Below are 24,621 nucleotides of genomic sequence, written 5' to 3'. Positions count from 1 at the left end.
TCCTCCCGCCGCCGCCCGCGTCGCCACCTTACTAAACAGCCACAAACTAAGGAGATTAAACCCTCCAAATCCCAACCAAAACAGAAAACGCGCCGCCAAAGCTCATCCGCAAAATCACATAAATCTCGGTCAACCCCGCCACCTACGCCCCGTACCCGTGCTCGTCTATCCCGTTCACCAAACCCTTCTACAATTCGCTCCAGTCAATCCCAGATGAGGGTAGCATACCGAACACCCCAGTTACCAAACCTTCGTAGAAGACTCAATCCCTTTGCTACACGAGCGTCCTCATCCTTGCCCACAATAACCAATTCTCGTAATCCAATTCGGCAACGTCCTCAGCCACAATTAGTTGCTGATTTATCCCCTAACTCCTCCAGAGCACACCAGCTAAAGGCTAGACTACCCCTCCCCAATCCACCGAATCACCAATCTGTACAAATTCGGAGAACTCGCCGAGAGCGCCGTTCCGAAAACTCCTCTACCAGGCTATGGATTTCGATTATCCGTTTGCTGATTGTGGGAATTGGTCTCGCAGCGATCGCAGGTACCGTATTATCCAGCTTGGGTACTGCTAGCCAACCATCTACCAAAACCACAGACAATGCTCCAATTGAAGTCCAGCAGACTTTGAGTCAGACAATTAGTTCTCAATTGACGCCCCTGCTGCTCAACAAATCTCCCTTACAAAAACAAATTCAAACTCTAGTAAAGCAACACCCCCAATTGCAACCCGGAATCTTCATCCATGATCTTGATACCGGTGCTTTCCTAGAATCAAATAGCCGTCTCATTTTTCCTGCTGCTAGCACCATTAAGTTACCAATTCTAATTGCTTTTTTTCAGGATGTAGATGCAGGCAAAGTTTTCTTAGATGAATATATAACCATGAAACCAGAGATGGTTGCTGGTGGTTCTGGAAACATGCAATATCAAAAACCAGGCAAACAGTACAAAGCTCTGGAAGTAGCAACCAAGATGATCACTATTAGTGATAACACGGCTACGAATATGCTGATTGAACGTCTTGGTGGCATCCAAGTTCTCAATCAACGATTCCGCTCTTGGGGCTTGAAAAAAACCGTACTGCGCAACCCCCTACCAGATTTGCCAGGAACAAACACCACTAGCCCAAGAGAACTAGCTAGTTTGATTTTTAACCTTGAGCAAGGTAAGTGGATTTCTCCCCAATCTCGTACTGACCTGATCGATATCATGATCCAAACCAAAACCAACACATTATTACCCCAAGGACTAGGTAATGGTGCCACCATTGCCCATAAAACTGGCACCCTTGGCCGACTACTGGCCGATGTAGGTTTAGTAAAAATGCCCAATGGCAAGCGTTACATTATCACCGTAATGGTCAAACGCCCCTTTAATGATAGCAGTGCCGAAAAACTGATTCGCACCATTTCTCGACAAGTCTATGACTACTTGAATAATTAGCCATTAATAATTAGTCATTTCTTAATTACCGGTTAAACCTTGAAAGTTCACTGTTAAAGGTTGACTGTTGCCTTTGAGGAATGTGCCACTGACAACTGATCTAGAGATTGCCAGATTTTCGATAACAAAGCATCCAAGCCGATTTTAGCAACAGCTGAAATCGAAAAAACTGGTACCTGAGTCAGCTGATTTAGGTAAGTAGACACCTCATCGATCATGTCTTGATCAACCGCATCTACCTTATTAAGGGCAAGAATTTGGGGACGCTCTGGCAATTCTCTCCCATAGGCTTGTAATTCCTGTTGAATCGTTTGATAATCAGCAATCGGGTCAGCAGCAGTAATATCAATCAAATGCAGTAACAAGCGAGTGCGTTCGATATGACGTAGGAAGTCGTGACCCAGACCAATACCTTGATGAGCTCCAGCAATCAACCCAGGAATGTCAGCAAATACAGTACCATCCCCAGTTGGTTTACGAACCACACCTAAATTCGGAATCAAAGTGGTAAAGGGGTAATTGGCTATCTTGGGTCGTGCGGCTGAGAGTGCTGAAATCAGAGTAGACTTACCAGCATTAGGTAGACCAATAATGCCCACCTCCGCCAGTAACTTCAACTCCAAGCGTAACCTCAATTCCTCTCCTGGTAGTCCAGGTAAAGCATGCTCTGGTGCGCGATTGTGATTACTCAGGAAATGCCGATTTCCCAAACCTCCTTTACCACCTTTGGCAACACACAGCATTTGCCGAGGTTTCACCAAATCCCCCAGCAGTTCTCCCGTGTCAGCATTGTAGACAACCGTGCCACAGGGAACTTCAATAATGCGATCGCTACCATTTTTTCCCGTCCGATTATTAGGGCCTCCCCGACCCCCATTCTCAGCTCGAAAGCAATGGGCGTATTTGAAATCTAGCAACGTTTGCAGATGCTCTATAGCATTGAAAATCACGCTACCCCCCCGACCACCATTACCCCCCGCCGGTCCTCCAGCAGGAACATACTTTTCCCGCCGAAACGCCACAATTCCATCGCCCCCGTTACCAGCGACAACTTCAATTTCTGCTTGATCGATAAATTGCATAATTAGTTCTTAGTCCTTAGTTTGTTCTTGACATCAGTCAGTTGAACCCATTTCCCTTAATTAATCTAACTAAGAATCACCAATGACTAATGACTAGTCACCAATGACTAATGACTAATCACCAATCACCAACCACTAATCACCACTTATAAATATGCTGAAACATCTTCACCACAATCATCGGCTAAATAAGATAAAGCCCGGAAGCGTAAGCCAACTAACTGATCATAGAGAGGATTAAGCTTACACATCGGTGGGATGTGGACGATTTTGTGATTAAATAGCTTTACGTCCCGTTCAAACGGACACTGAGAAGGAATCAGTTTGCACATAAATCGAGCGACCCGTGGGTCATTAACATCCATACCATCTAACCAATCCCGCATTGGCTGTAGAATATCCGAATGGGGATGGTCAGAACTTCCTGGTTCTTGAGCTAACGCATCAACAGAATCCCTTTGCTCAGTTGCCTTAGCGTCATAAAGAGTTACCTGCAGTGATTCAAGAGCCTCAACCTTATGACCTAGTGCTTCACAGAACTGGTCTAGAACATCAGCTTCAGTCGCAGAGTACACCCCATCTGCTAAGGCTACCATTACAGCAGTTCGTAGAAAATTCTCTGCGGTTGTGTTATCCTTACCTAAAGCTGCTGCCAGTTCTTCAGGAGTAATGGGTTTATCAAAAGACTGCAAATCAGTGCCAGGAGCCAATGTCTCTTGGGTGATTTGAGCCATAACCTCTTGTTCTTCTGGGTCAAAGTGACCATCAGCCCAGGCAACGGCAAATAAACCCCGCAGCCAAGCTGAAATTTGTTCTTCGGTGTAGGTAGCAGAGCTAGAAATAGCCATAAATACTTAAAATCAATCTCCTAACACTATTTTAGGAGAAATCACAATAACTAATCGCTCCATAAGGTTTAAGCCCATAACATCAAAATAGCAATCGGATTAAGAAGCATCGACCACTTGTAATTCTGAGATATTCGTGACTCTAGCAGAATTTATTCTTTTCTTAATGTCAGTCCTAACCAGTGCTACTGGACAGTTCTTGCTCAAAACTGGAGCCGAAAAGCTGGAAAAAGTTAACGCTAGCAATTGGCTAGATCAAATTTTCAGTATACCCAAGACCCCAGAGATCCTAGCAGGGTTATGTTGTTATGGTTTAGGGGCACTCGCATACATTTTGTTGCTGACCAGGGTAAATCTTAGCGTTGCTGGTCCTTCAGTATCCTTGACTTACATCTTCTCCGTACTGATGGGCTATTTTTTCTTTAAGGAAACCATCCCCCTTAGTCGTGCCGTGGGGTTGGGTGTGATTATCTGCGGTGTAATGTTGGTAATTTGGAAAAGATAAGTTAGTCATTAGTCCATTAGTCATTTGTCAAGACCATGGATGTAAGCCTCTTGTGTACCCGACTTTTTTAGGGGGGTAATTAGGGGATACCATCCAAGCATACAAGGTTTTTACCTCCTCAAGACTTATCCACTCAGATCTGTAAAATCAGATCTGTAAAACTGCTGTAATTCCCTATTGCCGGTGCTCTGTTGCCAGAGCCGAAGTTACCTATTGCCTAAAACCTTAATTTCTCGATCAGCTGCGTAAGTCCTACTTGTGATAGACACACATAACTTATTCATAATTTGGACATCGTGAAAACGCGATCGCGGACAACCGGTAGCAATACTGTAATTAATCACTACTCTAACTATTACGGCAATGGCAATAAAAAATAAACTGAATGAATTAGATTATTTACCTGCTATTAATGTACATTTGCTAGAGCGTAGAATATCTTGTGTAACCGTCCCTAGGATTGTAGACGCCATTCATGCCGCTTGCGTTGAAGACATAAAAATAACCGTAGCTAACTACAACGTACATAGTTTTAATCTTTCGATGCAGCTCCCCTGGTTTTATGAATTTATCCAAAGTGCAGAAATCGCCCATTGTGACGGTATGGGTATCTTAAAAGCCCTTCAGTTTATGGGGTACAATTTATCGCAAAAATACCGCGCCTCTTACACACTATTAATGCCCAAATTACTGGATAATTTTAACCAAAATAGTTTTTCAATATTTCTGTTGGGGTCAAAGCCTAAGCATCTAGAAACAGCCCTTAATAACCTCAGAGAACAATACCCCAATATTGTTGTCGATGGTCACCATGGATATTTTGATAAAGAAGACCCCAGACAAAATGAAGAGATAATTAATAAAATCAACCAGGCAAAACCTAATCTTTTATTGGTAGGCATGGGTATGCCAATTCAAGAAAAATGGATTTGGCAGCATCGTAGTCGTCTTAATGTCAATGTCTTCATGCCTGGTGGTGCAGTGATCGACCGATTGGCAGGTTTGGTTCCTGACTGTCCAGAATTTATTTCCAATCTTGGTGGAGAGTGGCTTTATCGCCTATCCCGTGAACCCAAACGTCTCGCAGCTCGCTACTTACTCGGTAATCCAGCCTTTTTCTTTCAACTTGCTCTAGCTAAATTTTATGCACAACCTTTGAGAGTAGAGAAGATGGGGTACATGCTAAATGGACAAAAACACAGTTTAGACGAGCCTGTAAGCCTTCTTTCACCATTACCTCAGGGAATGAACTAGGAAAATCAGGATGCACCTGATCTGCAGCTGTTAGTAAGTTCTAGCTAGTAAACTCAGAATAACTGAAAAAATTAATTTTATTAATTTAGTCTCAGTCATGGTGCAAAACCACCATGATCGTGATTCATACCAAGTGATACTAAGTTGCATTTATACTCAGCACTTTCTTCCCATCACCCCATCACCCCATCACCTTTTGAGGAAGATACTATCTTTGATCCCAACTTAGTATCACTTGCCGATTAGCTACGGTTGACATTTACAAAGCACTTGGTATATTTCGGTATTTGAGGGTGTCGGTTCACTGATCACTATTTACATAGCCAAAATGCTGTGAATACCTTGGCACCATCCCCCCAGTTAGCCTAGAGCTAAGCTGGGGGTCTTATGTAGTGTATGGTTATATCCCAATTGTATAGGCACAACAGAGGTAATTCACCAACCTTCCAAGATAGGGAGAGAGTTTTAGAGTTTCCACAAAGACACTGCTTTCATGATCGATAATTTTTATGCTTGAGAGTAATAGTGTTACTTTTTCTCCACTAATGGGAATTCTGTCATTAGATAGTCTGAGATTTCTCACTTAGCCAGGGCAATGCTTTTATTGCCCGTTTTTTAATTACTCTTTTCAATGCTAGTCCCTTTAACTCCTTATCTCTCCTTACTTTTTCCTTGAATAGGAAAATCAGAGTAGTTAGGAACACATAGATATAGCAAGGGAAACCCAACACTGGATTAGGTTTTTAGCAGCTTAGTTTCAAGATAGGTCAGATGGATCACACACTAGCCAAGATCATCAATACATCCCAATACGTATCTTTTGATATCTTTGATACCGCAATTATACGCAATGTTTTAGAGCCAAGTGATGTTTTTGCACTGGTTCAAAAACAGTATGAGCATTGTCATTCCGAGTTATTACCAAATTATCCTAAGCTTAGGCAAAAAGCAGAAAAAAAATCTAGGGAAAAACTCTGGAGACGAAAACAGGCTTCAGAAGTTACCTTGGATACCATATTTGAGTGTTTGGTAGAAGATTTTGGACTTAATGACCAAACCGCACAAATACTAAAAAAAATTGAAATAGAAACCGAAGGGGATGTTTGCCGACGTAATCAATTTATTTTTTCGGTCTATAACTATTGTCGAGAAAATCATAAACAGATTATTTTTATCTCAGATATGTATCTCCCCCTATCGGTGATTAATAAAATTCTTCATGCCGCAGGCTATGATCAGAGTGACAAACTATTTTTGTCTTCTGCTATAGGCAAAACTAAATTTGTGGGAGATATTTATCCATATGTTGTTAAACAGCTAGGATGTAATCCAGAACATATTCTTCACATTGGTGATAATTATCAGTCCGATGTGTTGAATGCCAAAGCCAATGGCTTATTAAGTTATTTTTATGAAAATTCAAGACATATATTTATCAAAAGTTATTGGTTTAAAAAGGAAAAATTTCATAAGCTGGTTAACAAAACTAAATCTCTTGACAGTTCATTTTATCTAGCAACCATTATCAATCAGTATTATTGTGATACTCAGGATAATAATACTAGTGACGAAGAGGATTTTTGGTATAACTTCGGGTTTAAGAATGTTGGGATCCTTTTTTTGAGTTTCATGAATTGGTTGCTAGATGCAACCACTAAAGATGGGATAGACAAAATTTTCTTCTTATCCCGTGATGGTTATATCATGCATAAGGTTTATTACCTACTAGCCGGATATAGAGATAATAGTCCAAGGGCAGACTATATGTATGCCTCAAGAAGAGCTCTCAATATTCCTAGCATCTTTGAATTAAACGATGTAGCCATGGATTTTTTAGCGAGTGGAACGAGTATCTTAACAGTTTCACAGTTTTTAGAGCGAATTGATCTTGACCCTAACCAATATCGGCAAGAAATTCAAAGCGCTGGTTTTGTAGATAGTCATCAAAAAGTAAAAACTCAAGAAGATTATATCAACTTAAATAAGTTGTATAAATTACTAGCTAGTGAAATTTTACAGTTAGCATGCTCTGAACGAATAAATCTTTTAAATTACCTAAAATCTATTGGTTTATTAGATAAAAAAAGAATAGCAATAGTAGATATAGGTTGGAATGGAACAATGCAGTATTCTCTATCTACACTGCTCAAAAAAATAGATAAAAATATAGAAATTAAAGGATACTACTTTGGAATACTTAGACAGGCAAAAAAAAATCGCAAACAAGGAATGGATATGTCTAGTTATCTAATTGATTTAGGCAAGCCGAAATATTACAAAAATCTAGTAAAGCTATGCTTACCATTTTTAGAGTTTATCCATGCTGCTCCCCATGGCAGTGTTCATAATTATGCTTGTATAGGACAAGAGGTTAAGCCAGTCCTTGATGAACATGACCTCAGCTTACAGGATAGAAAAAAAGCTTTACTTATTCAAAAGGGTGCTTTAGAATTCATTAGTCAATACCAAAAATATATCCAAAACTATCCCTTCATTAAGCCCCTCAAAAAAATGGCAACTCAACCTTTGTATAGAGTTCTCAAAAATCCGACTCTTTATGAAGCAGAAAAATTAGGTGATATTGAGCATTCTGAAAGTTTTGGAAATATTAACGATAAACGGTATATTGCTAAACCTCCCACTGATATCCCCCTACTAGTATTGAGATTTGATAAATTATTCAGTTCATTCAAATCATCCTATTGGCGTAGGGGCTATATAAAGAGATTGTTAGCTAATATTTATTCCTTTTAGGACTTACGAATTTTATTTGGTTTCCCTCCCCTAACCTCCCAAATATGGGGAGCAATGCTTAATCAGTCCCTGAAACTGGTTATTGTTTTGCAAAATTTTGCTAATCATATCATAGGATTTCTAATCAGCAGACAGTTTTCAGTTCACATATCATCAGGAGGATATAACCTTGAACCCCTTAGTTAGTGTCGTAATACCTACCTATCGCAGACCAAAATTAGTTAAACGAGCTGTTCAAAGCGCTCTGGCTCAAACCCTTAGTCAAATTGAAGTCATTGTTGTTATAGATGGTCAGCATGAGGCTACTTGTGCCTCACTTGCAGAAGTGGATGACTCCCGGCTAAGGGTGATTGAACTGCCCACCAATCAAGGTTGCACCGCCGCTCGGAGGGCGGGGGTTGCTGCAGCTCAAGCCCCATGGATTGCTCATCTAGATGATGATGACGAATGGATGCCCCAAAAACTGGAACTGCAACTGGAAGCTGCTAATCGTTCCCAATACAAATACCCCATTGTCAGCTGTTACCTAATTGCTCGGACTCCCCAAGACGATTCCATTTGGCCGAGAAGAATTCCCTCTAAATCAGAAGCAATGAGTGAATATCTGTTTGTTCGCAATACCTTCTTCCAGGGAGAAGCAGTAATTCAAGCTTCAACTATTCTTACATCCAAAGAGTTATTGCAAAAAATCCCACCCAGGAGCAGCGGTGAGGTTCACGAAGATTGGGACTGGCTGTTACGGGCGACTACTTTGGAAGAGGTAGGAATTGAGTTTGTGACTGAAGCATTGTCAGTGTGGTATTTAGGAGACAACCGTTCTAGTATGAGTAGAACTACTCAATGGCGGAATTCATTAAACTGGATTCAAAAAGTACAAGACTTAGTCACACCCCGTGCTTACGCATCCTTTATCTTGACAGAAGTAAGTTCAAGAGCTGCCTTTGCTGGTGAATGGAAGGCATTTTTTCCCCTTCTGTGGGAAGCCATTCGCTGTGGCAAACCCCTACCTATGGATATAGGTTTGTACTTCGGTATGTGGCTACTCTCTCCCAATACTCGACGCTGGTTGCGAAATTTACTGACTAAGAATCCTCAGCCATTAACAACTTGAGCAAAAAATCAGGTTACATCAAGTCCACTTTTGTCGTTTGTTATTTGTAGTGTTCATAATCTAAGGTTGTTTTGGATAATGGGTAACGGGAATAGGCAACGGGTAATCGGTAATGGTAAAGGAGTAATCACAATTGCCAATTACCCATTACCTATTACCTATTACCCACGCCTTACAATAACGATGCTACCGGAGTGGATCTAAAAAATTAATATAGCAATCTACCCTGCTAGAACCGTCTTCTACGGTTTCGGAGTCTTCGACGTTCCCGATGTCTCGCAATTTCTTTACGTTTGCGTTTTTGTGCAAATGTCTCAAAATGACGATTCTTTTTCATATCAGCAAAGATGCCAGCTTGGGAGACTTTTCGCTTAAATCGACGTAGGGCTGATTCTAAGTGCTCATTTTCACCAACCACCACTTGGGTCATTCAATGTCCTCCTGTTTTGATCGCTTCCGTGGTCGAATAACAAGTCATCATTCATCCCATAAGAACAGGACAGGGCAAACCTCTGATTGACTGACAAAACTCCTACAACTGACGGAAGGTGTTGGCATCCGGCCAGTTTTTAAAACGAATGGCTCATATCTCAAGTCCGTTAAAAATCATAATATTGCACCTGGATAGCCTGCACTCGTCTATGGCAAGGAAATCCGAATTAAGCCTGCCAAAAGCAAGCTCTCAAACTCCTTATTTTTTCCTTACTCCTTGTCAAGGGAACTGTGATGGTTTATTTCCACGCTTCAGCCTGCAGAGTTTGCTACAATATATCGCTTAAAACTGACTTTAGCTATGAGCCGTGGAATTAATGGCGTTGCTTAATAATGGAATGATTTGAATAGTTATTTGGAACGGGCAAGATGCCCGTTCTCAATATTTTCGGGCAGCCAGGATGCCGACCCCACTCATATTCATTCCTTGATTCAGCAATACCGAATTAACGATATTGTTGCTTAACTCACACACTAAAACTAGTGTGATTCTCGATCTGAACACTACCTATTTGGGTTTTCCTACTCTAGGTCTAAAACGTTCATACTTGTCTGAATCAAAGAGTTTAAGATGCCTTCAATCCACTTATAGACAGCAATCCTAAGCACACTAGTATGTTTCAACTATAGTTCGGGTTTGCTTTACCCTACCAGGATTACTCCCCAAATTCTGACGCGCAGCGCAGAACTTGACAGGGGTAAAACCCCTGCCCTGCCCTCAGACCTGAGAATTGGGTTTTGATTTAGATCAAAGCGAGCTTAGTAGCGACGAGAGAAGCTATCACCTCTGCGACCGCCCCCACCAAATGAGTTTCTTTTTTCCCGAGGCTTGGCTTTATTGACTTTGAGCTCGCGCCCCATCCATTCAGCTCGATCAAGCTCTTCAATGGCCTTCGCTTCTTCCTCCTCTGTGTTCATTTCCACAAAAGCAAAGCCCCTTAAGCGACCTGTTTCGCGATCGGTGGGCATGTGAATTCGCTTGATTTGGCCATATTCTTCAAACACAGATTTCAGATCCTCTTCTGTCACCTCACGTGCAAGGTTACCAACGTAGACAGACATACAATATCTCCAAAATTTGATTTATGTAGAGATAGAAATTTCGGAGGCATGCTTAGCAATATGAAACAGAAGAAACCTGTCAACACTGAAAACAAAAACTGCAACCGATACCTATACTCGCCTTTTATGATAACATAGACATTAAGGTGATTAACCTCCTACTTGGGTTGTGCAATTAAGTTGTGCAATCAACCTTTTGTGCATTTTAATTGCATAGTTGCCAGTTTTGAAAAAACTTTTCATACCCACTCCTCATCTGTGGCCTCCCCCCTCACAACCGTTTCATTATAGCCGGTAATCTCGATAAAGCAGGGAAGGTGACTGAATTGGGGCCTGAGCTTTTGGCGGACGCTATCAGCGTGTTGCTGATCAGCCCATTTGGTTGTAACCCTTCGCTGATCAGTAGCCGAACCAAAGTTTTTATAGCTATGTAAATTTTTGTAACTTTTTATTTCATCTAGTTGGAGCAAGGATGGGGTATTTTTTAGCATTTCTTAATGTAGCACCGTTTATTTTTGAATGCAATTTAGTTATTTATTTATTAATAAATATATTTGTATCTTAATCTTGGCTTTTCAGAATAAGTATAAATACTCAGAATTAGTCAACGATTTGCGATTAGCCCTTCAGGCGGCGTAAGCCCCATCGCAAAATCCCGAAAATTAGTAATCTTTTAGAACTACACAATGTAGTGCAGAATGTGGGTCATCAATTAATACCAATTCTTCAAAGCTAGACTACCGATGCAGATGGTGAGATGGGGAGATTAAATTGATGTTTAGCCGTAATTTTACGAATTGGTATAACTTGATTGATGAAGGCAAAAGCTAAAAGCAATCCCACCATTACCGCCCTTATCAAGTCAGGGTAAGCGCAAGAAGCAATAAGCATATCCTTATTGATGAAAAGACCGCGTCATTCTCAACAAATTCACTCTATTGCGAGTACAGTTATAAGAGATTATAGGGGTTTCGAGCCACGATCAACCGATATCCAGCCAATGCACATTATGAGCCATTTTTTCTTGCGCTTACCCTGCTTATCAAGTGAGGCAAGCAAAATCAAATTTTTTATAAAATTTAGCCAAATTATGTATTTTATATATATTGTTTATACCGCAATTATACGGATTTTTGCGAGATTTTACTTAATTAAAAATTACTATCAAAAATCGGAAATATTTCGGAAAATATTTTTAATTATTGACACTATAATTGAATTATATAAATTCTGTAAATTTTTAAAAAGTTTTTTTAACGTCAAGCCAATTAAATTCAGTCAAGTATTTTTCCTGAAGTAATTACCTACTTATATTTAGTAAATAACTATAAAATCACAAATTAATAGTTATTTCATTTTCAAATCTCATTTTAAAATAGGATTGATATTAAAAGCCAACAAGAAACAGTTAAAAAAAACCAAGCATTTTTTTTTTTGATGAGAAATCAGCATTGGGTTTCATGATCTATTTGGTTTGGCTATAGATAGTAAAATTTAACGAAAATAAGTAAGTCAGTAGGATTTGACTGGGTAATGAGAGATTGAAAAAGATATTTTTAACCCCATCACCTAGAGATAGGAGTTTTGAATGATTACTTCACCAAAAGTCAGTGTTGTCGTTCCTGCTTATAACGTTCGTTCCTACATTTCGGAAGCGCTAGTTTCTCTTGAGCGTCAGTCTTATCAAGAATTTGAAGTCCTGATTGTTGACGACGGCTCTACTGATGATACCGCTGAACTGGTTAAACCGTTTTGTCAGCGAGATTCACGCTTTCAGTTATTGCAGAAGTCCAATGGAGGACTCTCATCGGCTCGTAACTATGGCATCCGTCATGCTCGTGCTAGCTACATCGCTCTACTTGATGCAGATGATGTCTACAAGCCAGACAAACTAGCTAACCATGTGGCTGTACTGGATCGTGAACCAGAGGTAGGGGTTGTCTACAGTGCCTCACAAGCAATCCGTGATGATGGAAGTCCCACGATAATACGTCTGAGTGGTAAGCCAGTTATGTCTGACCCACTCCTAGCCCTACTGTGCAAGAATTTTATTGGTCATGGTTCTAATGGTGTATTCCGAAGCTGTCTAGTTGATGAAGTCGGCGAATTTGACGAAGGGTTACGGAGTTCAGAAGATATAGATTTCTGGCTAAGAATTGCAGCTACGGGACGCTGGCGTTTTCATCGGGAGCCAAAAGTCCTGTGTTGCTACCGAGTTCGTCCTTCTGGACTTTCTTTTAACATAACACAAATGCAGCATTCTCATGAACAGGTACTTACAGCAGCTTATCAACGCTCTCCAGAATTGGTAGAGAAAGTATTGCCGACGGCATACGCCTATATGTATCGCTACCTAGCTCGATTATCCCTAACTGCTGGTGATGTAGCTAAAGCTGTTCACTTTATCAACCAAGCCTTAGCTGCGAATAGCTCAATCTTCTATCGTGATCCGCGATCGCTTCTGACGCTGGTAGCTGTACGTCTGGCACCACTAGCGAAGCTGGTGATTAAGCGATCGCTTGGCTCTGCAGAATATACAGCAAACAACTAAAAATTTTGTATTAGTCATGAGTCATTGGTCATTGGCCTTTGACGTGTAAGCCTTTGAAATACAAGTCTTTTGTCCTTTCCAAACCTTGCTAACCTCATGAAACTCAGCTCGTTACTCACAAGTGGGTTCTGGACAACATACGGAGCCCTCGGGACACGTCTGCTGGTATTGCTAAGTAACCTGATATTAGCAAGGTTGCTGTTGCCATCTGAATTTGGGGTGATTAGCGTTGCCTATATTTTTTGGTCTTTCCTAAATTTGTTCACCCAAGGCACCATCAACTCTTTTATTGTCTACAAGGGCATTGAAGACCAGCGTTATTTAAATACAACATACACAATTGCTATTGCCAGGGGATTGATGTTGGCAGTGGCAATGGTGGCGATATCCCCCCTAGCGGCTAACTTTTTCGGTGTACCAGACCTGGTCGGGATTCTGGTCGTGTTCGCCTTTAATCTGCTGGTGGCTTCTATCCAGTCTGTTTATCAGGGAGTACTCACTAGACAGATGAGGTATCGGCAAATAGCTCATGCTACCATAATCGCCTCCTTAGTGCGAGTAGTCTCTACCACTGGTTGCGCCTTTATCGGTTTGAGCTATTGGTCATTTGCGGTGGGAGATGCTGCTTTTCGGGTTATAGAGTATTGGATTAGTCGTCGTCATGTAGAACACAAATTCCGCTTAGAGATTGATCCACAGGCTAGCTCAGAAGTCTTGTCGTTCTGTTTTGGTGCCACTGGCTCCAGTTTGGGATTTTATGTAAATGCCAATGGTGACAACTTTGTAATTGGTAAACTGCTGGGTAATACTAATTTGGGATACTACAACTTTGCTTACCAATTGACCCAGACAATTAACACTGTAATGGGTGAGGTGATTAATCAGGTAGGAATGTCCTCCTTCGCCCAGTTAGAGAATGACGAAGAGCAGCAAAGTGTTCTAGTCACAATGGTTGAACAAATGGCTTTCCTGGGGGCTCCTCTATACGCCTTATTTTTTTTAGTGGTAGACGATCAGCTCATCTCTATGATATTTGGCCAGAAGTGGGTGCCAGCCTGCCAGGTGATTCCTTGGTTACTTGTGTTTGCTTACTTTAGGCTGATCAATAATTCACTGATTAATATGCTTGCAGCAAAAGGCAGAACTGGGATTAATGCCAAGGTTAACCTTATGATTGCTCCCGTAGCGTTCTTGAGCTTTATTATTGGTGCTGAGCAAGCAGGAATACTTGGGGTGGGAATTGCAGTTACTTTCGTGCTAGGAATTGTTTGGACAGTTTACTGGTGGTGGGTAGCTTGCCGAGCACTAGGTTGGCCATTGATTAAGTTTTTACTACCGTGCTTTAAAGCTGCTCTGATTGTACTGCTAGCAATTGTGAGTTGTCTAGGTTTACCAATAATCCTTAAGCCATTCCTATTTATTAGTCTCTATATCGTCTGTATGCGCCTCATCGCTGCCAAACAATTTTTTAGTTACCAGTCTCTACTAGGAAAATTGGCTAATCAGCTGACAAAGTTAGGCAAAAGTCAGTTATAAGCTAATAAATTCAGTAAATTTACTGAAGGTTAGGTTAACCGAATTCACTTTTTAATCGGTAATTTCTCTAATCTAAATTAAGGCATTCAATAGGCACAATGTTATTGTGGCTGCTAATATATAGCAATTATCACTTGAGTGATGTAAAAAGTCATTGATTGTAGGGAGCGGTGCGACCCGTGATGGCGTTCGCGTAGCGTGACCTACGGTCAAGGGATTGCTCGCCATCACGGAAAGCGCACCGAGGGAGTAGGAATTCCCTCTTCCTTAATCAGGGGGGAATAAAATGACTGTACATCATAAGTATGATAAACGCTATCAAACAATAGTGTTATGGAAACGGAAAGCACACCGGAGGAGCGATCAATAGAAATAAAAAATGACAAATAACAACCAAAACAACACTATAAACGAACGAAGCTAGCAAATTTGAATCACTCTCATAGAATGAACGTGCTCTAAAATATCAAAGTATGGACTGTTAACTATGACTTCTAGCATACCAGATTTCCAGACCAGAAACTTTAAACTGGGTGCCATGTCATTTCCAGAAAAAGTTATTTACTGGGTGATTGTGCTAACACCGCTCTGGTGGTTATCGGGAATACAAACACTCTTCTACCCAGCGGTAGTTGTTGGTTTGTTAGCAGTAAACTTTGATATCGATAAACTCACTAGGGTATCAATACCCGTTTGTATCTGGGGTTGGTTAGGTATGGCTCTAGTCATGGTCTGGACTGCTACGTTTGGTCTCAATGACGTAGGATTTGCCTTGCAGAGAATTGCTGCTACCTTCGTAACTTTTTTCAAGAGCTATTGTTTAATTGTTGCCGCACTGCTCCTACCGTTTTGGCATGTCATCAGGGTTAAGGTGGTCACCCGTGCTGTAGCTTGGATGGCAACAGGATATTTAGTGACTATCGCCATTGAGATGGTCATGCTGGTAGTGGGATTAGGCAAAGAACCTTTTGTACCGCCCTTAGCGCGTCTGATTCCCGGAGGTGCTATGAGTTTGCTAGTTACATTTGCTGAGTTCCAACCTTTTTTTGGTATCCCGTTACCCAGGACAGTTCTTTACACCCCGGACCCCCCGATTGTAGGGGTGTGTTCGATTCTAAGTTTTTTCATTTGCTTGGGTGAAGAAAACCGGCGCTTACGTCAAGTATCCGTAGCGGGTTGTTTAACCGCTCTGCTAATTAGTTTTAGTCGTTTATCCTGGATTTCCTTTGTGATGGCATTGGTGATTACAGCTTGCTTCCGCAGCAGTTTGGCTCGTCAAGGTTCTTTATGGATTGGTTCATTAAGCTCATTACTTTGTGCTTTTTTGGGAGGTCTGACCTTAAGTGATTTACTGAAAAAGCCTCTAGAAATCTTCAATAGTGCTCGTGCCGCATCCTCGAAAGACCGCGAACTGGTGGTTACTAAAACCCTTGAGGCTTGGCAAGAACGCCCCTGGATGGGATGGGGAATTATACAAGGCTCAGTCAAATGGTATATCTACGACATTGCTTTGGGTTCCTTTTCAACTTACGCCTCAATTCTTTATTTGCACGGCATCATTGGCTTTATCTTTTTTCTAGCTGCCCTAGGTTCAACCCTTTGGAATACTTGGACTCCAGCGATTCGTGGTAACCATCATTGCCAGTGGGCATTTGCAAGTCTGGTGGCTTTGTACATGCTTCTCAACGGAACACCCTTGAGCTGGATGACAGTGTATTTGTGGTATTTTTGGGTCTGGTTAGGGGCAATTCTTGCCGAAATACAGCGAAATGAGCAGTTTGTCTCTCGATGGGAGCACTTATCTGGCAGAACTTGAAAATGGAAAAGGTAAAATTGAAAAAAATTAGACTTTTATTTATTTAAATAAATTTTTTTTATTTATAAAAACGTTGATTTAGATTAATTATTGGCATTAATAAATTGATATAAAGTTATAGTTTATATAAGTAATATTGTAATTTCTAGGAATATATATTATGAAAAAAATAGCTGCAATTCTGAATAGACATTGGACAATTTTATTAGTTTTTAATTCTTTGGTGCTGGCAGCTAGCTTTGGAGCCTTTTCTTTATTAAAGCCTTTTTGGATTGCTAAAGCACAGCTAATTCTACCAGAAACAGGCAAGTTACAAGCTAGTTTAGGAACCCTTGGGTCATTAACTAAGGGGGATTCTAAATTGGCGACCAAGAGTCATCCTCTGAATATGCAGGCATCGATTCTAAACAGTGATGCTTTGATGAGCCGCTTGTTGGAGTCTGACCCAGAGAAAACGGATTTTAAAAGGCTGGTTCAATACAAGAAGTTGTTCGCGGTATCTCCTGACGAGGAATCGACTACGATCTGGTTGAATGCCACTGGGGATAGTCCAAAATTAGCAAGAGATCGAGTCAAGGCACTGATCAGTGCGTATCAGGAGCGTCTGAATGAACTACGTCAAGCAGATGGTACCACTAGGGTTGAGTTTAATAAGAAAGCGCTGGAGCGAGCTAAGCAAAAATTGGATCAGTCTCAGGAGGCATTAGCAAAGTTTCAGGAATCCTCTGGTTTAGTGAATAGCAAAGCCCAAACTGAAGGACTGGTGAGGGCAATTACTGATCTGAGTATTAGCCAAGCTCAGGCTCAAGCTCAAGCTCAAGCCAGTCAACATCAGCTTCAAATCCTATCGACTCGTTTGGGTCTTACTCCTAAGCAAGCAATCCGCTCTCTAGGTCTGGCAGAAAACCGGGATTACCAGTTTGTGCGGCAGCAGTTGACTGAACTGGAAGCGACTTTGGTCAAAGCTCAAACTACTTATACCTATGCTCATCCCGAGATCCAAAATCTGCTGCTACAACGTGAGCAGTTGCAGCAGCAGATTCAGCAGTACATCTTTCTAGCAGCTGGTGATACGTTAGTAGACCCGACGCTTACTGATAGTGCTCAAGGAAGAGCAATGTTAATCCAGCAACTGATTCTGGCGGAAAGTGCTGCTAGTGGTCAACAACAACAGGCTGAGCAATTACAGCAGCAGATTGACCAGATCAAAAGTACTTTAACGGTGATTCCTGTCCATCAGTCTAGGCTGCTGGAACTAAAGCGACAGTACAATGTGGCTGCGGGAGTCTATAACGGTTTAGTTGCTCAAATGGAGCAAGTCAATCTTGATGCTTTTAGTGCTTATCCCAATGTACAGGTGCTTGACCCTCCCACTGTTGACGAGAAGCCTGCTGGTCCAAAGAAGTTGTTAATCATAGCTAATGGTTTTCTGGCATCGGCAGTGGGTAGTATAGCGCTGGTATTGCTGCTAGAACGGCGCAACCCACTGCTGAGCCCGAAAGATCTAAAGGCAATCAAGTTCCCGATGGTGGTCAATATCCCTCATCTGAGACACGCTGGTATGGGATTAGAGCTGGGTACAGAAACGGATGTAGAGTTTCAGCGACTAGCATCGGTGATTAGCTTACGCTCTGGAGAGGACCGTCGCATTTTGATTACTAGCGCGATGGTCTCAGAAGGCAAAACTACTGTCACTCTGGGATTGGCGAGAGCTCTGGTAGATTTAGGGTTTCGGGTCTTGGTAGTAGATGGAGATTTCCGACAGGCAACCCTTTCTCAACGCTTAGGTCATCACCATGATCCCCTCAAACCCGGACAGCCGGTGAAGATTCAACCGAGTCTTGACTTACTGCCTACCTCCCACAAAAAAGGCAAAATTGTGGAGCTGGTGACTCAGGGGAAATTTGAGCAGAGCCTAGCTACTGCGGAGGAATCGGGTGACTATGACTATGTTTTGATTGACAGTGCTCCGGTCAGTATGACCAGTGAAACTGCCCTGATGGCTGCTGTCATCGGTAATTTGTTGTTTGTTGTTCGACCTGAGATTAGTAAGCGTGACTTTGTCAGTGACAGCTTGGAACAACTGGCTCAGCACAATGCTCAACTGTTGGGTTTAGTGGTGAATGGGGTAGAAACTAAGTCCAAACCCTACTTGTACAGATCCAGTGATACTTTAGTGAAGTCATAAGCGATGAAACGTAGAACATTACTCCAGCTAGCAGTATCTGGCGCTGCGATCGCATTCCTCTTACCAAGACTCTTTGAGGACGAAAGCGCTACTAATTCGGTAAGAGCATCACCAATACAAAATTTGTGGTTGTCCGGAAAGTCAATTAACACTAAAGTTAGGGTGGATTGGAAAAACCAAGTCGCACAAACTACATCCTTCACCTTTGGCTCCAACGACTACGAAATTACTATTCTCGAAAAGGCATCAGACTCGGATTTCCAGGAGCATCTGGCGGAACTGGATATCAGGTTAATCCGGATTCACCATATCGATCTATGCGAACGTTGGACGAACCGAGCTACCAAAACCTGGGACGAGGCAAAAATTAAAGCCTGCTACGATGCCTCTTATCCCCAACAGCCTACCATTATCCAAAACATTCCCCGCTGGCCTAGTTGGATGGCTACAGATCAGGATGGTCTACTGTCCACAAATGAGTATGACAACTATGCTACCTTCTGTGCTCAACTGGTGGAGATTCTCAATGAAGAGCAGCAACGACAGATTAGTTACTGGGAACCCTTAAATGAACAAGATGTTGCTTATGAAAAAGCCGGTAAGTTGGATCAGCTGTGGGAAATCTACAACAAAGTGGCAAGGGCAATGAAAGCTGTAGACCCCTCAATCAAGGTGGGAGGACCAGTCTTGACTTGGGATGATCCTAACCGACTAGAAGATTTTCTGAAGAAATGTGCTTCCAATGTAGACTTCATTTCCTGGCATCGTTACGCCAGTGGCAATCCCAAGGAGTCCACAGACAAACTGATGTCCTACACACCAGAGTATCGGAGGCAGGTGGAGGATTTTCGCGAGATAGTAGACACATACATTCCAAATCGAAAAGTACCATTGTTCTTGGGAGAATATAACATCAACTACTCATGGAACTCTGGTGAAGACCGTCAGAATACCCATGTCGGAGCGGTTTGGTTTGCTTCAGTATTCAAACATTTAGCTGACGCTGGCATTGACATGGCTACCTCCTGGCATCTCAAGGATATGTATTACGGCATGATCGACCACAATAATAATCTGCGACCAGCTGCAACTGTATTTCGCTGGGCGATCAAGTACCTGACTGGGGAGGTGATGTATACCGAGAGCGGCGATGAGTTTGTGGAGGCTATGGCAATAAAGCAGTCCAATGAACAGCGATCGCTATTGTTGATCAATAAATCAGACAAAAGTGCCAGCATCAGGATTGAGGGAGCACTGGATTTGCCCGACACTGAAAGCCTAGACATGTTTTCTTTGGATGCCGACGGTGACAAGAGGAGTACCCTAGCAACAAGGACACTGAAGTACTCAGCCCTGAAATTGGATCCTTACTCTCTTGTGTTACTGCGTTGGAGTCATTAGTGATTAGGGATTAGGGATTAGGCATGATAGCATTAGGTATTAAGTACTAGAAGTATTAGACAACAGAACTGAAAAAAATTTAGTGACAAAGATTCACCGAAGCCTTATTCCACTTAATCGAACACCATTACACTCAAAATTAACACCTAACAGCTTGCTCTAACTATCAAAACTAGGTTGACAGAGTACTAGTTCTTTTGATTCACCAATTTCGTGTCATGGAGCAGATTAATCACCCATTTCTCAAATTTATTGCTAATCTTTATTTTGAGGCTAAGCGTTTATACTATCAGTTTAGATACCCCAATCTCACCCTTGCCAAAGGAGTGCAGATCAAAGGTTCTCTTGAGGTAGCAGGTAGCGTTAAGGTAGTGATTGGCTCAGGTTATCGGTTGGATAAAGAGGTATTGATCTATGGTTCTGGTAACGTCCATATTGGTTCAAGCGTACTGCTTAATGGTTCTTGTATAGGTTGCGAGTACTCAATTACCGTGGGAGATGAATGTCTAATTTCTGACTGGTTTCTTGCTGATAGCGATTACCATAACCTAGAACCCCACCTGCGTCACTGTCCTCGAGGACCAAAGGTTTCAGCTGAGATTGTGATTGAGCGAAATGTCTGGATTGGAGCCAGAGCTACGGTGATGAAAGGGGTACACATTGGGGAAAATAGTGTGGTAGGTTTAGGCAGCGTGGTTCGTAAGTCTGTCCCTCCCGGCGTGGTAGTTATTGGGAATCCCCAGCAAATTGTGAAGCATTTCAAACCAGTAAGTACTGAGCAGTTAGTACTAACTGCTCAGTAAGACTCTGTGACTGAGAACTTTGGTACTGTCAGGCTTTCTTGTTTCTAGAGCATTGCTTCAGTAATCAAATTTGACGGAAAATCTATAGATTTTCATCACCCGATCACCCTATTATCCCATCACCCGATCACCCGATCATCAACTGACCCACATTTTGTCATTACTTTACCGATGGTCTAGATGTTGCGATCGCAACTGACCCATGTACGGTTATTCCATGCTTTCTGAGGGTAGTGGTGGCTGATTGGACTGTAGCTCCGCTGGTGTAGATATCATCTAGGATTAGTACGGGTGAGGTGCTATGATGTCTGAGAAAGTGTTTACCAATAATAAAGGCATCTGCTAGGTTTTGCGCTCGCTCTTGGACAGATAAACTAAACTGAGGTTGAGTTGCCCGGACTCTTTCTAAACCCAGTGGTGCTTGTTTGTAACCAGTTAATTCACAAAAACTTTGGGCAATCAGCTCTGCCTGGTTGTAACCTCTTTGTTGCTGTTTTGTAGGGTGCATGGGAATGGGAACTACTATTAATTTTTGCTTTTGGCTACGGGTGGCTGAGGATTTTAACCAAGCTTTACCCAGCCAATGGCCCAAGGGATGTGCTAGTTGGGGTTGGTTTTCATATTTCAGGGCAGCGAGTACTCGTTTTAATGGACCACCGTAATTGCCCCAGACAAATAGTGGGAGATTTTGATTACATAAAAATTGATTTTTGTCAAGTTGGCAGCGGAGTAACTGCTGCTCGCAATAATCACACAATTCATCAGTGGCAGGGCGCTCACATAGGGGACAGTTCGATTTCAGAAACAGACTTAATAGACCCTTTTTAAGGGTCTCAATTCCCTGTAACATAATTTTGGAGATTGATTTGGCATGATATTTCTCAAGATGCCAAGACTGACAATGAGAATCCCTCAGTATTTTTACCGTTTTCTGCCTCTAAGACCGTGATGCAAAGCTATTGATGGATTAATAATATCATGTCCAGTTGACTACTTATCATTCTTGGTTGAGACTCAATTTTTAATTAACGATTTATGTGAATACGACGTGATAAATGGTAAGAGATATTATGCCTTCGAGATATGATGCCAAAATCCCGAAGCAATAACAGGATTAGGCGGCGATTTGTGGATAATCTTTATTCTCTTGATCTGATTCAACCTTCAGAGTATCCCTTTGTGGGCAATGAAGCCTTTAACTTAAGTCAGCTGTTGCAACGGGATTATCCAGTTGTACCTGGCTTTGTGGTGAGTGCAAAGGCATTGTGGGAATTTATTGCAATTTTAGGTGAGTCTGAACCCCTCTTAGCTGATTTACCTTCTTCTTATCTTTACGTAGATGTGGACAATCCTCGCCAGCTACAGCAAGTGGCTCAGCAAATTCGTCACAAAATTCAAGGGGCGACTTTAGCTTCTGTGTTGGCATCAACCCTATCGGAAATAGCAGAAACTACACTCGCCCCAGCAGCAATTTTTAACCCTTCCTTATCCATGACATCACCAGGGTCGGGAATGGAGGAGGACGCTGGGGAAACTGGAGTGGCAAGATTAGATCAACCCCAGATTTTGTCAACCTTACCAGATAAAATTTTGGGATCCTATATTTGCCCTAGGCAACCACTAGCAATGGAAGTGTCTTTAAAACAGGTTTGGGCAGAACTATTTCGCGCCAGAAGTCTATTTTACTGGCAACGGCATAGTATTGGTCTTCAGCAGCTCAATTTGGCAGTCTTGATACAACCAATGTGGGATGCGATCGCTTCTGGTACACTCCAGATTAACCAAACTGAGGGTTACATCCAAGCGACTTGGGGGTTAGGTACTGCATTGGCGAAGGGGGAAGTAGTGCCAGACTATTACCAAATTGAGATCGAAACTGGTATTGTGCTAGCCTCACGACTGGGTCGTAAAAGCCGTGCCTATGGGTTGTATCTGGAACCAGACTCATTATCACTAACTGAGAACAGTGTGCAAGCCCATCTACTCAGTGAGGAGCAACAAAAACAGTACACCCTAAAGGACAAATACCTCCAACAGTTAATTACTATCAGCCAGCGTCTAGTGGCTGATATTAGTCCTACCTTTTCTCTAGAGTGGACACTATGGCAAACCTCAGAAAACTCAGAACCAGAGTTACAAATTACGAAATTTAGTCCTCAAACTGGGCAGAAGTGGGATGCTAGCCTGTTGAGGCTTGAACCGTCACATCATGCTTCCAAACTAGCTTACTCTGTTGGTTCTACTACTTCCTACGGCAAGGGGTTTACGTCTGTACAAGTGGGTAGCCGACCTAATGTGCTTGAAGCCTCATCGGACTCCATTGGGAGCAACTCTAGTGAACACACTGTCAACCCATCCATCACGCCTATGCTTGTGAGAGGATTACCCGCAGCACCAGGAAGAGTTACAGCAACTGCTCATGTGATATCGGGTCAGGGCAAAAACGTCTCAGCAATTCTATCTGGTAGAATTTTGGTTGCCCAAAGTGTTTCTCCTGACTGGCTACCTGGGCTCAAGCACGTAGCCGCTATTATTACTGAACAAGGAGGGATAACTAGTCATGCTGGGATTATTGCTAGAGAACTTGGTATTCCCTGTGTTGTGGGTGCGGCTGGTATTACCCAAATCATAGAAACTGGCGAGTCTCTACTCGTGGATGGGGGACAGGGAGAAGTTTATCGACTAGGAACTAAGCAAGGGTTTCCGGTTGAAAAGTTGCATGGCTCAGAATTAAGAAAAAGGGAAGCAAAAGTCAACTTTCATCCCTTCAACTTTCAAAATACTTTCCCCATTGCTACTCAATTATTGGTTAATCTTAGCCAGCTGGACTCCCTAGAAAAAATTGTGGGTTTGCCAGTGGATGGAGTGGGGTTATTGCGTTCAGAACTGATGATGTTGGAGATTTTGAATAATCTGCACCCGAGTCAGTGGCAAAGACAGGGCCATGAGCGTGAGTTGGTAGAACGCTTGGCTCAGTTAATTGTTCAATTTACGGTTACCTTGGCACCACGTCCTGTATTTTATCGCTCTACGGATTGGCGCTCCCATGAATTTCCATCCCTGAGTGGGGATCACCTGGTAACGGAAGGGGAAGTTAACCCGATGCTCGGTCTACGTGGCACTCGTCGCTATCTGAGTGACCCAGCTAGCTTTGATTTGGAACTGGCAGCTTTACAGGAGGTTTATGCTTACGGCTGCAAGAATTTACGGCTGATTTTGCCCTTTGTACGTACTGTGGAAGAGTTTACCTTTTGCCGCCGTCGGGTAGAACAGGTAGGACTTACTGATAATCCTGATTTTCAACTTTGGATTATGGCAGAAGTGCCATCTGTGTTGTTTCTGCTACCAGACTATGTTAAGGCAGGTGTTCAAGGAATTTCTATTGGTACTAATGATTTGACGCAACTTTTACTAGGAGCTGATCGGGAACAGAGGGAGTTGGAAACACTGATGGCAGGGTGCCATCCAGTGGTCAAACAAGCAATTCAGCAATTAATCGAAATGGCAAAAGAAGCTGGTATTCCTTGCTCAATTTGTGGTCAAGCTACGGTTCAGGATCCGGAATTGATTGATCTGTTGGTGCAGTGGGGAATTACTTCGATTTCTGTTGATGTTAAAGATGTGGAAGCGACTTACCAGGCAATTACCCGTGCTGAGCAACGTTTACTCTTGGACGCAGCACGAAATAAGTCAAAAGGCTTGGGTGTAAAAGGCAACCCACATTCCGCAGGTTCGTCCTCAATTTGAATAATTTTCTCTTTGCTTACAA

The 24,621-nt window shown here is 42.2% G+C and carries 17 protein-coding genes; 12 read left to right on the top strand and 5 right to left on the bottom strand.

Going from position 1 to position 24,621, the window contains the following annotated elements; translation table 11 throughout:
• Nucleotides 1-1,449: serine hydrolase (locus AC4II3_RS18760; protein WP_490722865.1), on the top strand; the 1,449-nt coding region annotated here is incomplete at its 5' end.
• Nucleotides 1,450-1,502: 53 nt separating this feature from the next.
• Here AC4II3_RS18760 and obgE read toward each other — a convergent pair.
• Together obgE and AC4II3_RS18750 are read right to left on the bottom strand one after the other, a co-directional pair.
• Nucleotides 1,503-2,531, bottom strand: coding sequence for a GTPase ObgE (gene obgE / locus AC4II3_RS18755; protein WP_488006733.1), 1,029 nt, complete (start codon nucleotides 2,529-2,531; stop codon nucleotides 1,503-1,505).
• Nucleotides 2,532-2,677: 146 nt separating this feature from the next.
• Nucleotides 2,678-3,379: a Mo-dependent nitrogenase C-terminal domain-containing protein gene (locus AC4II3_RS18750; protein ID WP_488006731.1), complete on the bottom strand. Its 702-nt coding sequence runs from the start codon at nucleotides 3,377-3,379 to the stop codon at nucleotides 2,678-2,680.
• A gap of 136 nt (nucleotides 3,380-3,515) precedes the next feature.
• Here AC4II3_RS18750 and AC4II3_RS18745 point away from each other — a divergent pair, with 136 nt between their 5' ends.
• From AC4II3_RS18745 to AC4II3_RS18730, 4 genes are all read left to right on the top strand, one after another.
• Entirely contained in the window at nucleotides 3,516-3,884 is a 369-nt protein-coding gene (locus AC4II3_RS18745; RefSeq protein WP_293043125.1) for an EamA family transporter, read from the top strand.
• A gap of 363 nt (nucleotides 3,885-4,247) precedes the next feature.
• Nucleotides 4,248-5,138 (top strand): WecB/TagA/CpsF family glycosyltransferase, encoded by an 891-nt coding sequence (locus tag AC4II3_RS18740; protein ID WP_488006728.1) that lies wholly within the window; start codon nucleotides 4,248-4,250, stop codon nucleotides 5,136-5,138.
• Between the two features lie 771 nt (nucleotides 5,139-5,909).
• Complete coding sequence (locus tag AC4II3_RS18735) at nucleotides 5,910-7,892, top strand: HAD family hydrolase (protein ID WP_488006726.1); 1,983 nt, start codon at nucleotides 5,910-5,912, stop codon at nucleotides 7,890-7,892.
• A gap of 169 nt (nucleotides 7,893-8,061) precedes the next feature.
• Nucleotides 8,062-9,003 carry a glycosyltransferase family 2 protein gene (locus tag AC4II3_RS18730; RefSeq protein WP_488006724.1) on the top strand — a complete coding sequence of 314 codons (942 nt, stop codon included), beginning with the start codon at nucleotides 8,062-8,064 and terminating at the stop codon, nucleotides 9,001-9,003.
• Nucleotides 9,004-9,232: 229 nt separating this feature from the next.
• On the opposite strand, the gene rpsU is transcribed toward AC4II3_RS18730, so the two are convergent.
• Nucleotides 9,233-9,433, bottom strand: a complete 201-nt coding sequence (rpsU, locus tag AC4II3_RS18725; RefSeq protein WP_070394310.1) for a 30S ribosomal protein S21 — start codon at nucleotides 9,431-9,433, stop codon at nucleotides 9,233-9,235.
• A gap of 821 nt (nucleotides 9,434-10,254) precedes the next feature.
• On the bottom strand, nucleotides 10,255-10,557 hold the full coding sequence (gene rbp, locus AC4II3_RS18720; RefSeq protein ID WP_488006722.1) for an RNA-binding regulator: 303 nt from the start codon (nucleotides 10,555-10,557) through the stop codon (nucleotides 10,255-10,257).
• A 1,588-nt stretch (nucleotides 10,558-12,145) separates the two neighbouring features.
• On the opposite strand from rbp, the gene AC4II3_RS18715 reads away from it, so the two are divergent.
• The 6 genes from AC4II3_RS18715 (at nucleotide 12,146) to AC4II3_RS18690 (ending at nucleotide 20,852) form a co-directional block, all read left to right on the top strand.
• Complete coding sequence (locus tag AC4II3_RS18715) at nucleotides 12,146-13,108, top strand: glycosyltransferase family 2 protein (RefSeq protein WP_488015937.1); 963 nt, start codon at nucleotides 12,146-12,148, stop codon at nucleotides 13,106-13,108.
• Between the two features lie 96 nt (nucleotides 13,109-13,204).
• Nucleotides 13,205-14,644, top strand: coding sequence for an oligosaccharide flippase family protein (locus tag AC4II3_RS18710; protein WP_488015928.1), 1,440 nt, complete (start codon nucleotides 13,205-13,207; stop codon nucleotides 14,642-14,644).
• Between the two features lie 487 nt (nucleotides 14,645-15,131).
• Nucleotides 15,132-16,460 carry an O-antigen ligase family protein gene (locus AC4II3_RS18705; protein WP_488015926.1) on the top strand — a complete coding sequence of 443 codons (1,329 nt, stop codon included), beginning with the start codon at nucleotides 15,132-15,134 and terminating at the stop codon, nucleotides 16,458-16,460.
• A 160-nt stretch (nucleotides 16,461-16,620) separates the two neighbouring features.
• Nucleotides 16,621-18,648: a GumC family protein gene (locus AC4II3_RS18700; protein WP_488029200.1), complete on the top strand. Its 2,028-nt coding sequence runs from the start codon at nucleotides 16,621-16,623 to the stop codon at nucleotides 18,646-18,648.
• A 3-nt stretch (nucleotides 18,649-18,651) separates the two neighbouring features.
• Nucleotides 18,652-20,049 (top strand): GH39 family glycosyl hydrolase, encoded by a 1,398-nt coding sequence (locus AC4II3_RS18695; protein WP_488015745.1) that lies wholly within the window; start codon nucleotides 18,652-18,654, stop codon nucleotides 20,047-20,049.
• A gap of 218 nt (nucleotides 20,050-20,267) precedes the next feature.
• Nucleotides 20,268-20,852 (top strand): acyltransferase, encoded by a 585-nt coding sequence (locus tag AC4II3_RS18690; protein ID WP_488015749.1) that lies wholly within the window; start codon nucleotides 20,268-20,270, stop codon nucleotides 20,850-20,852.
• 160 nt (nucleotides 20,853-21,012) lie between these two features.
• Here the strand turns inward: AC4II3_RS18690 and AC4II3_RS18685 are convergent, their stop codons facing one another.
• The gene (locus tag AC4II3_RS18685; RefSeq protein ID WP_488015743.1) at nucleotides 21,013-21,702 is read right to left on the bottom strand and encodes a ComF family protein; all 690 of its coding nucleotides are present in this window, start codon (nucleotides 21,700-21,702) and stop codon (nucleotides 21,013-21,015) included.
• A 278-nt stretch (nucleotides 21,703-21,980) separates the two neighbouring features.
• Here AC4II3_RS18685 and AC4II3_RS18680 point away from each other — a divergent pair, with 278 nt between their 5' ends.
• On the top strand, nucleotides 21,981-24,599 hold the full coding sequence (locus tag AC4II3_RS18680; protein WP_488015742.1) for a putative PEP-binding protein: 2,619 nt from the start codon (nucleotides 21,981-21,983) through the stop codon (nucleotides 24,597-24,599).
• Nucleotides 24,600-24,621: the final 22 nt, after the last annotated feature.

The organism is Moorena sp. (assembly GCF_982860115.1).
This window is presented reverse-complemented; position numbering and strand designations above follow the sequence as displayed.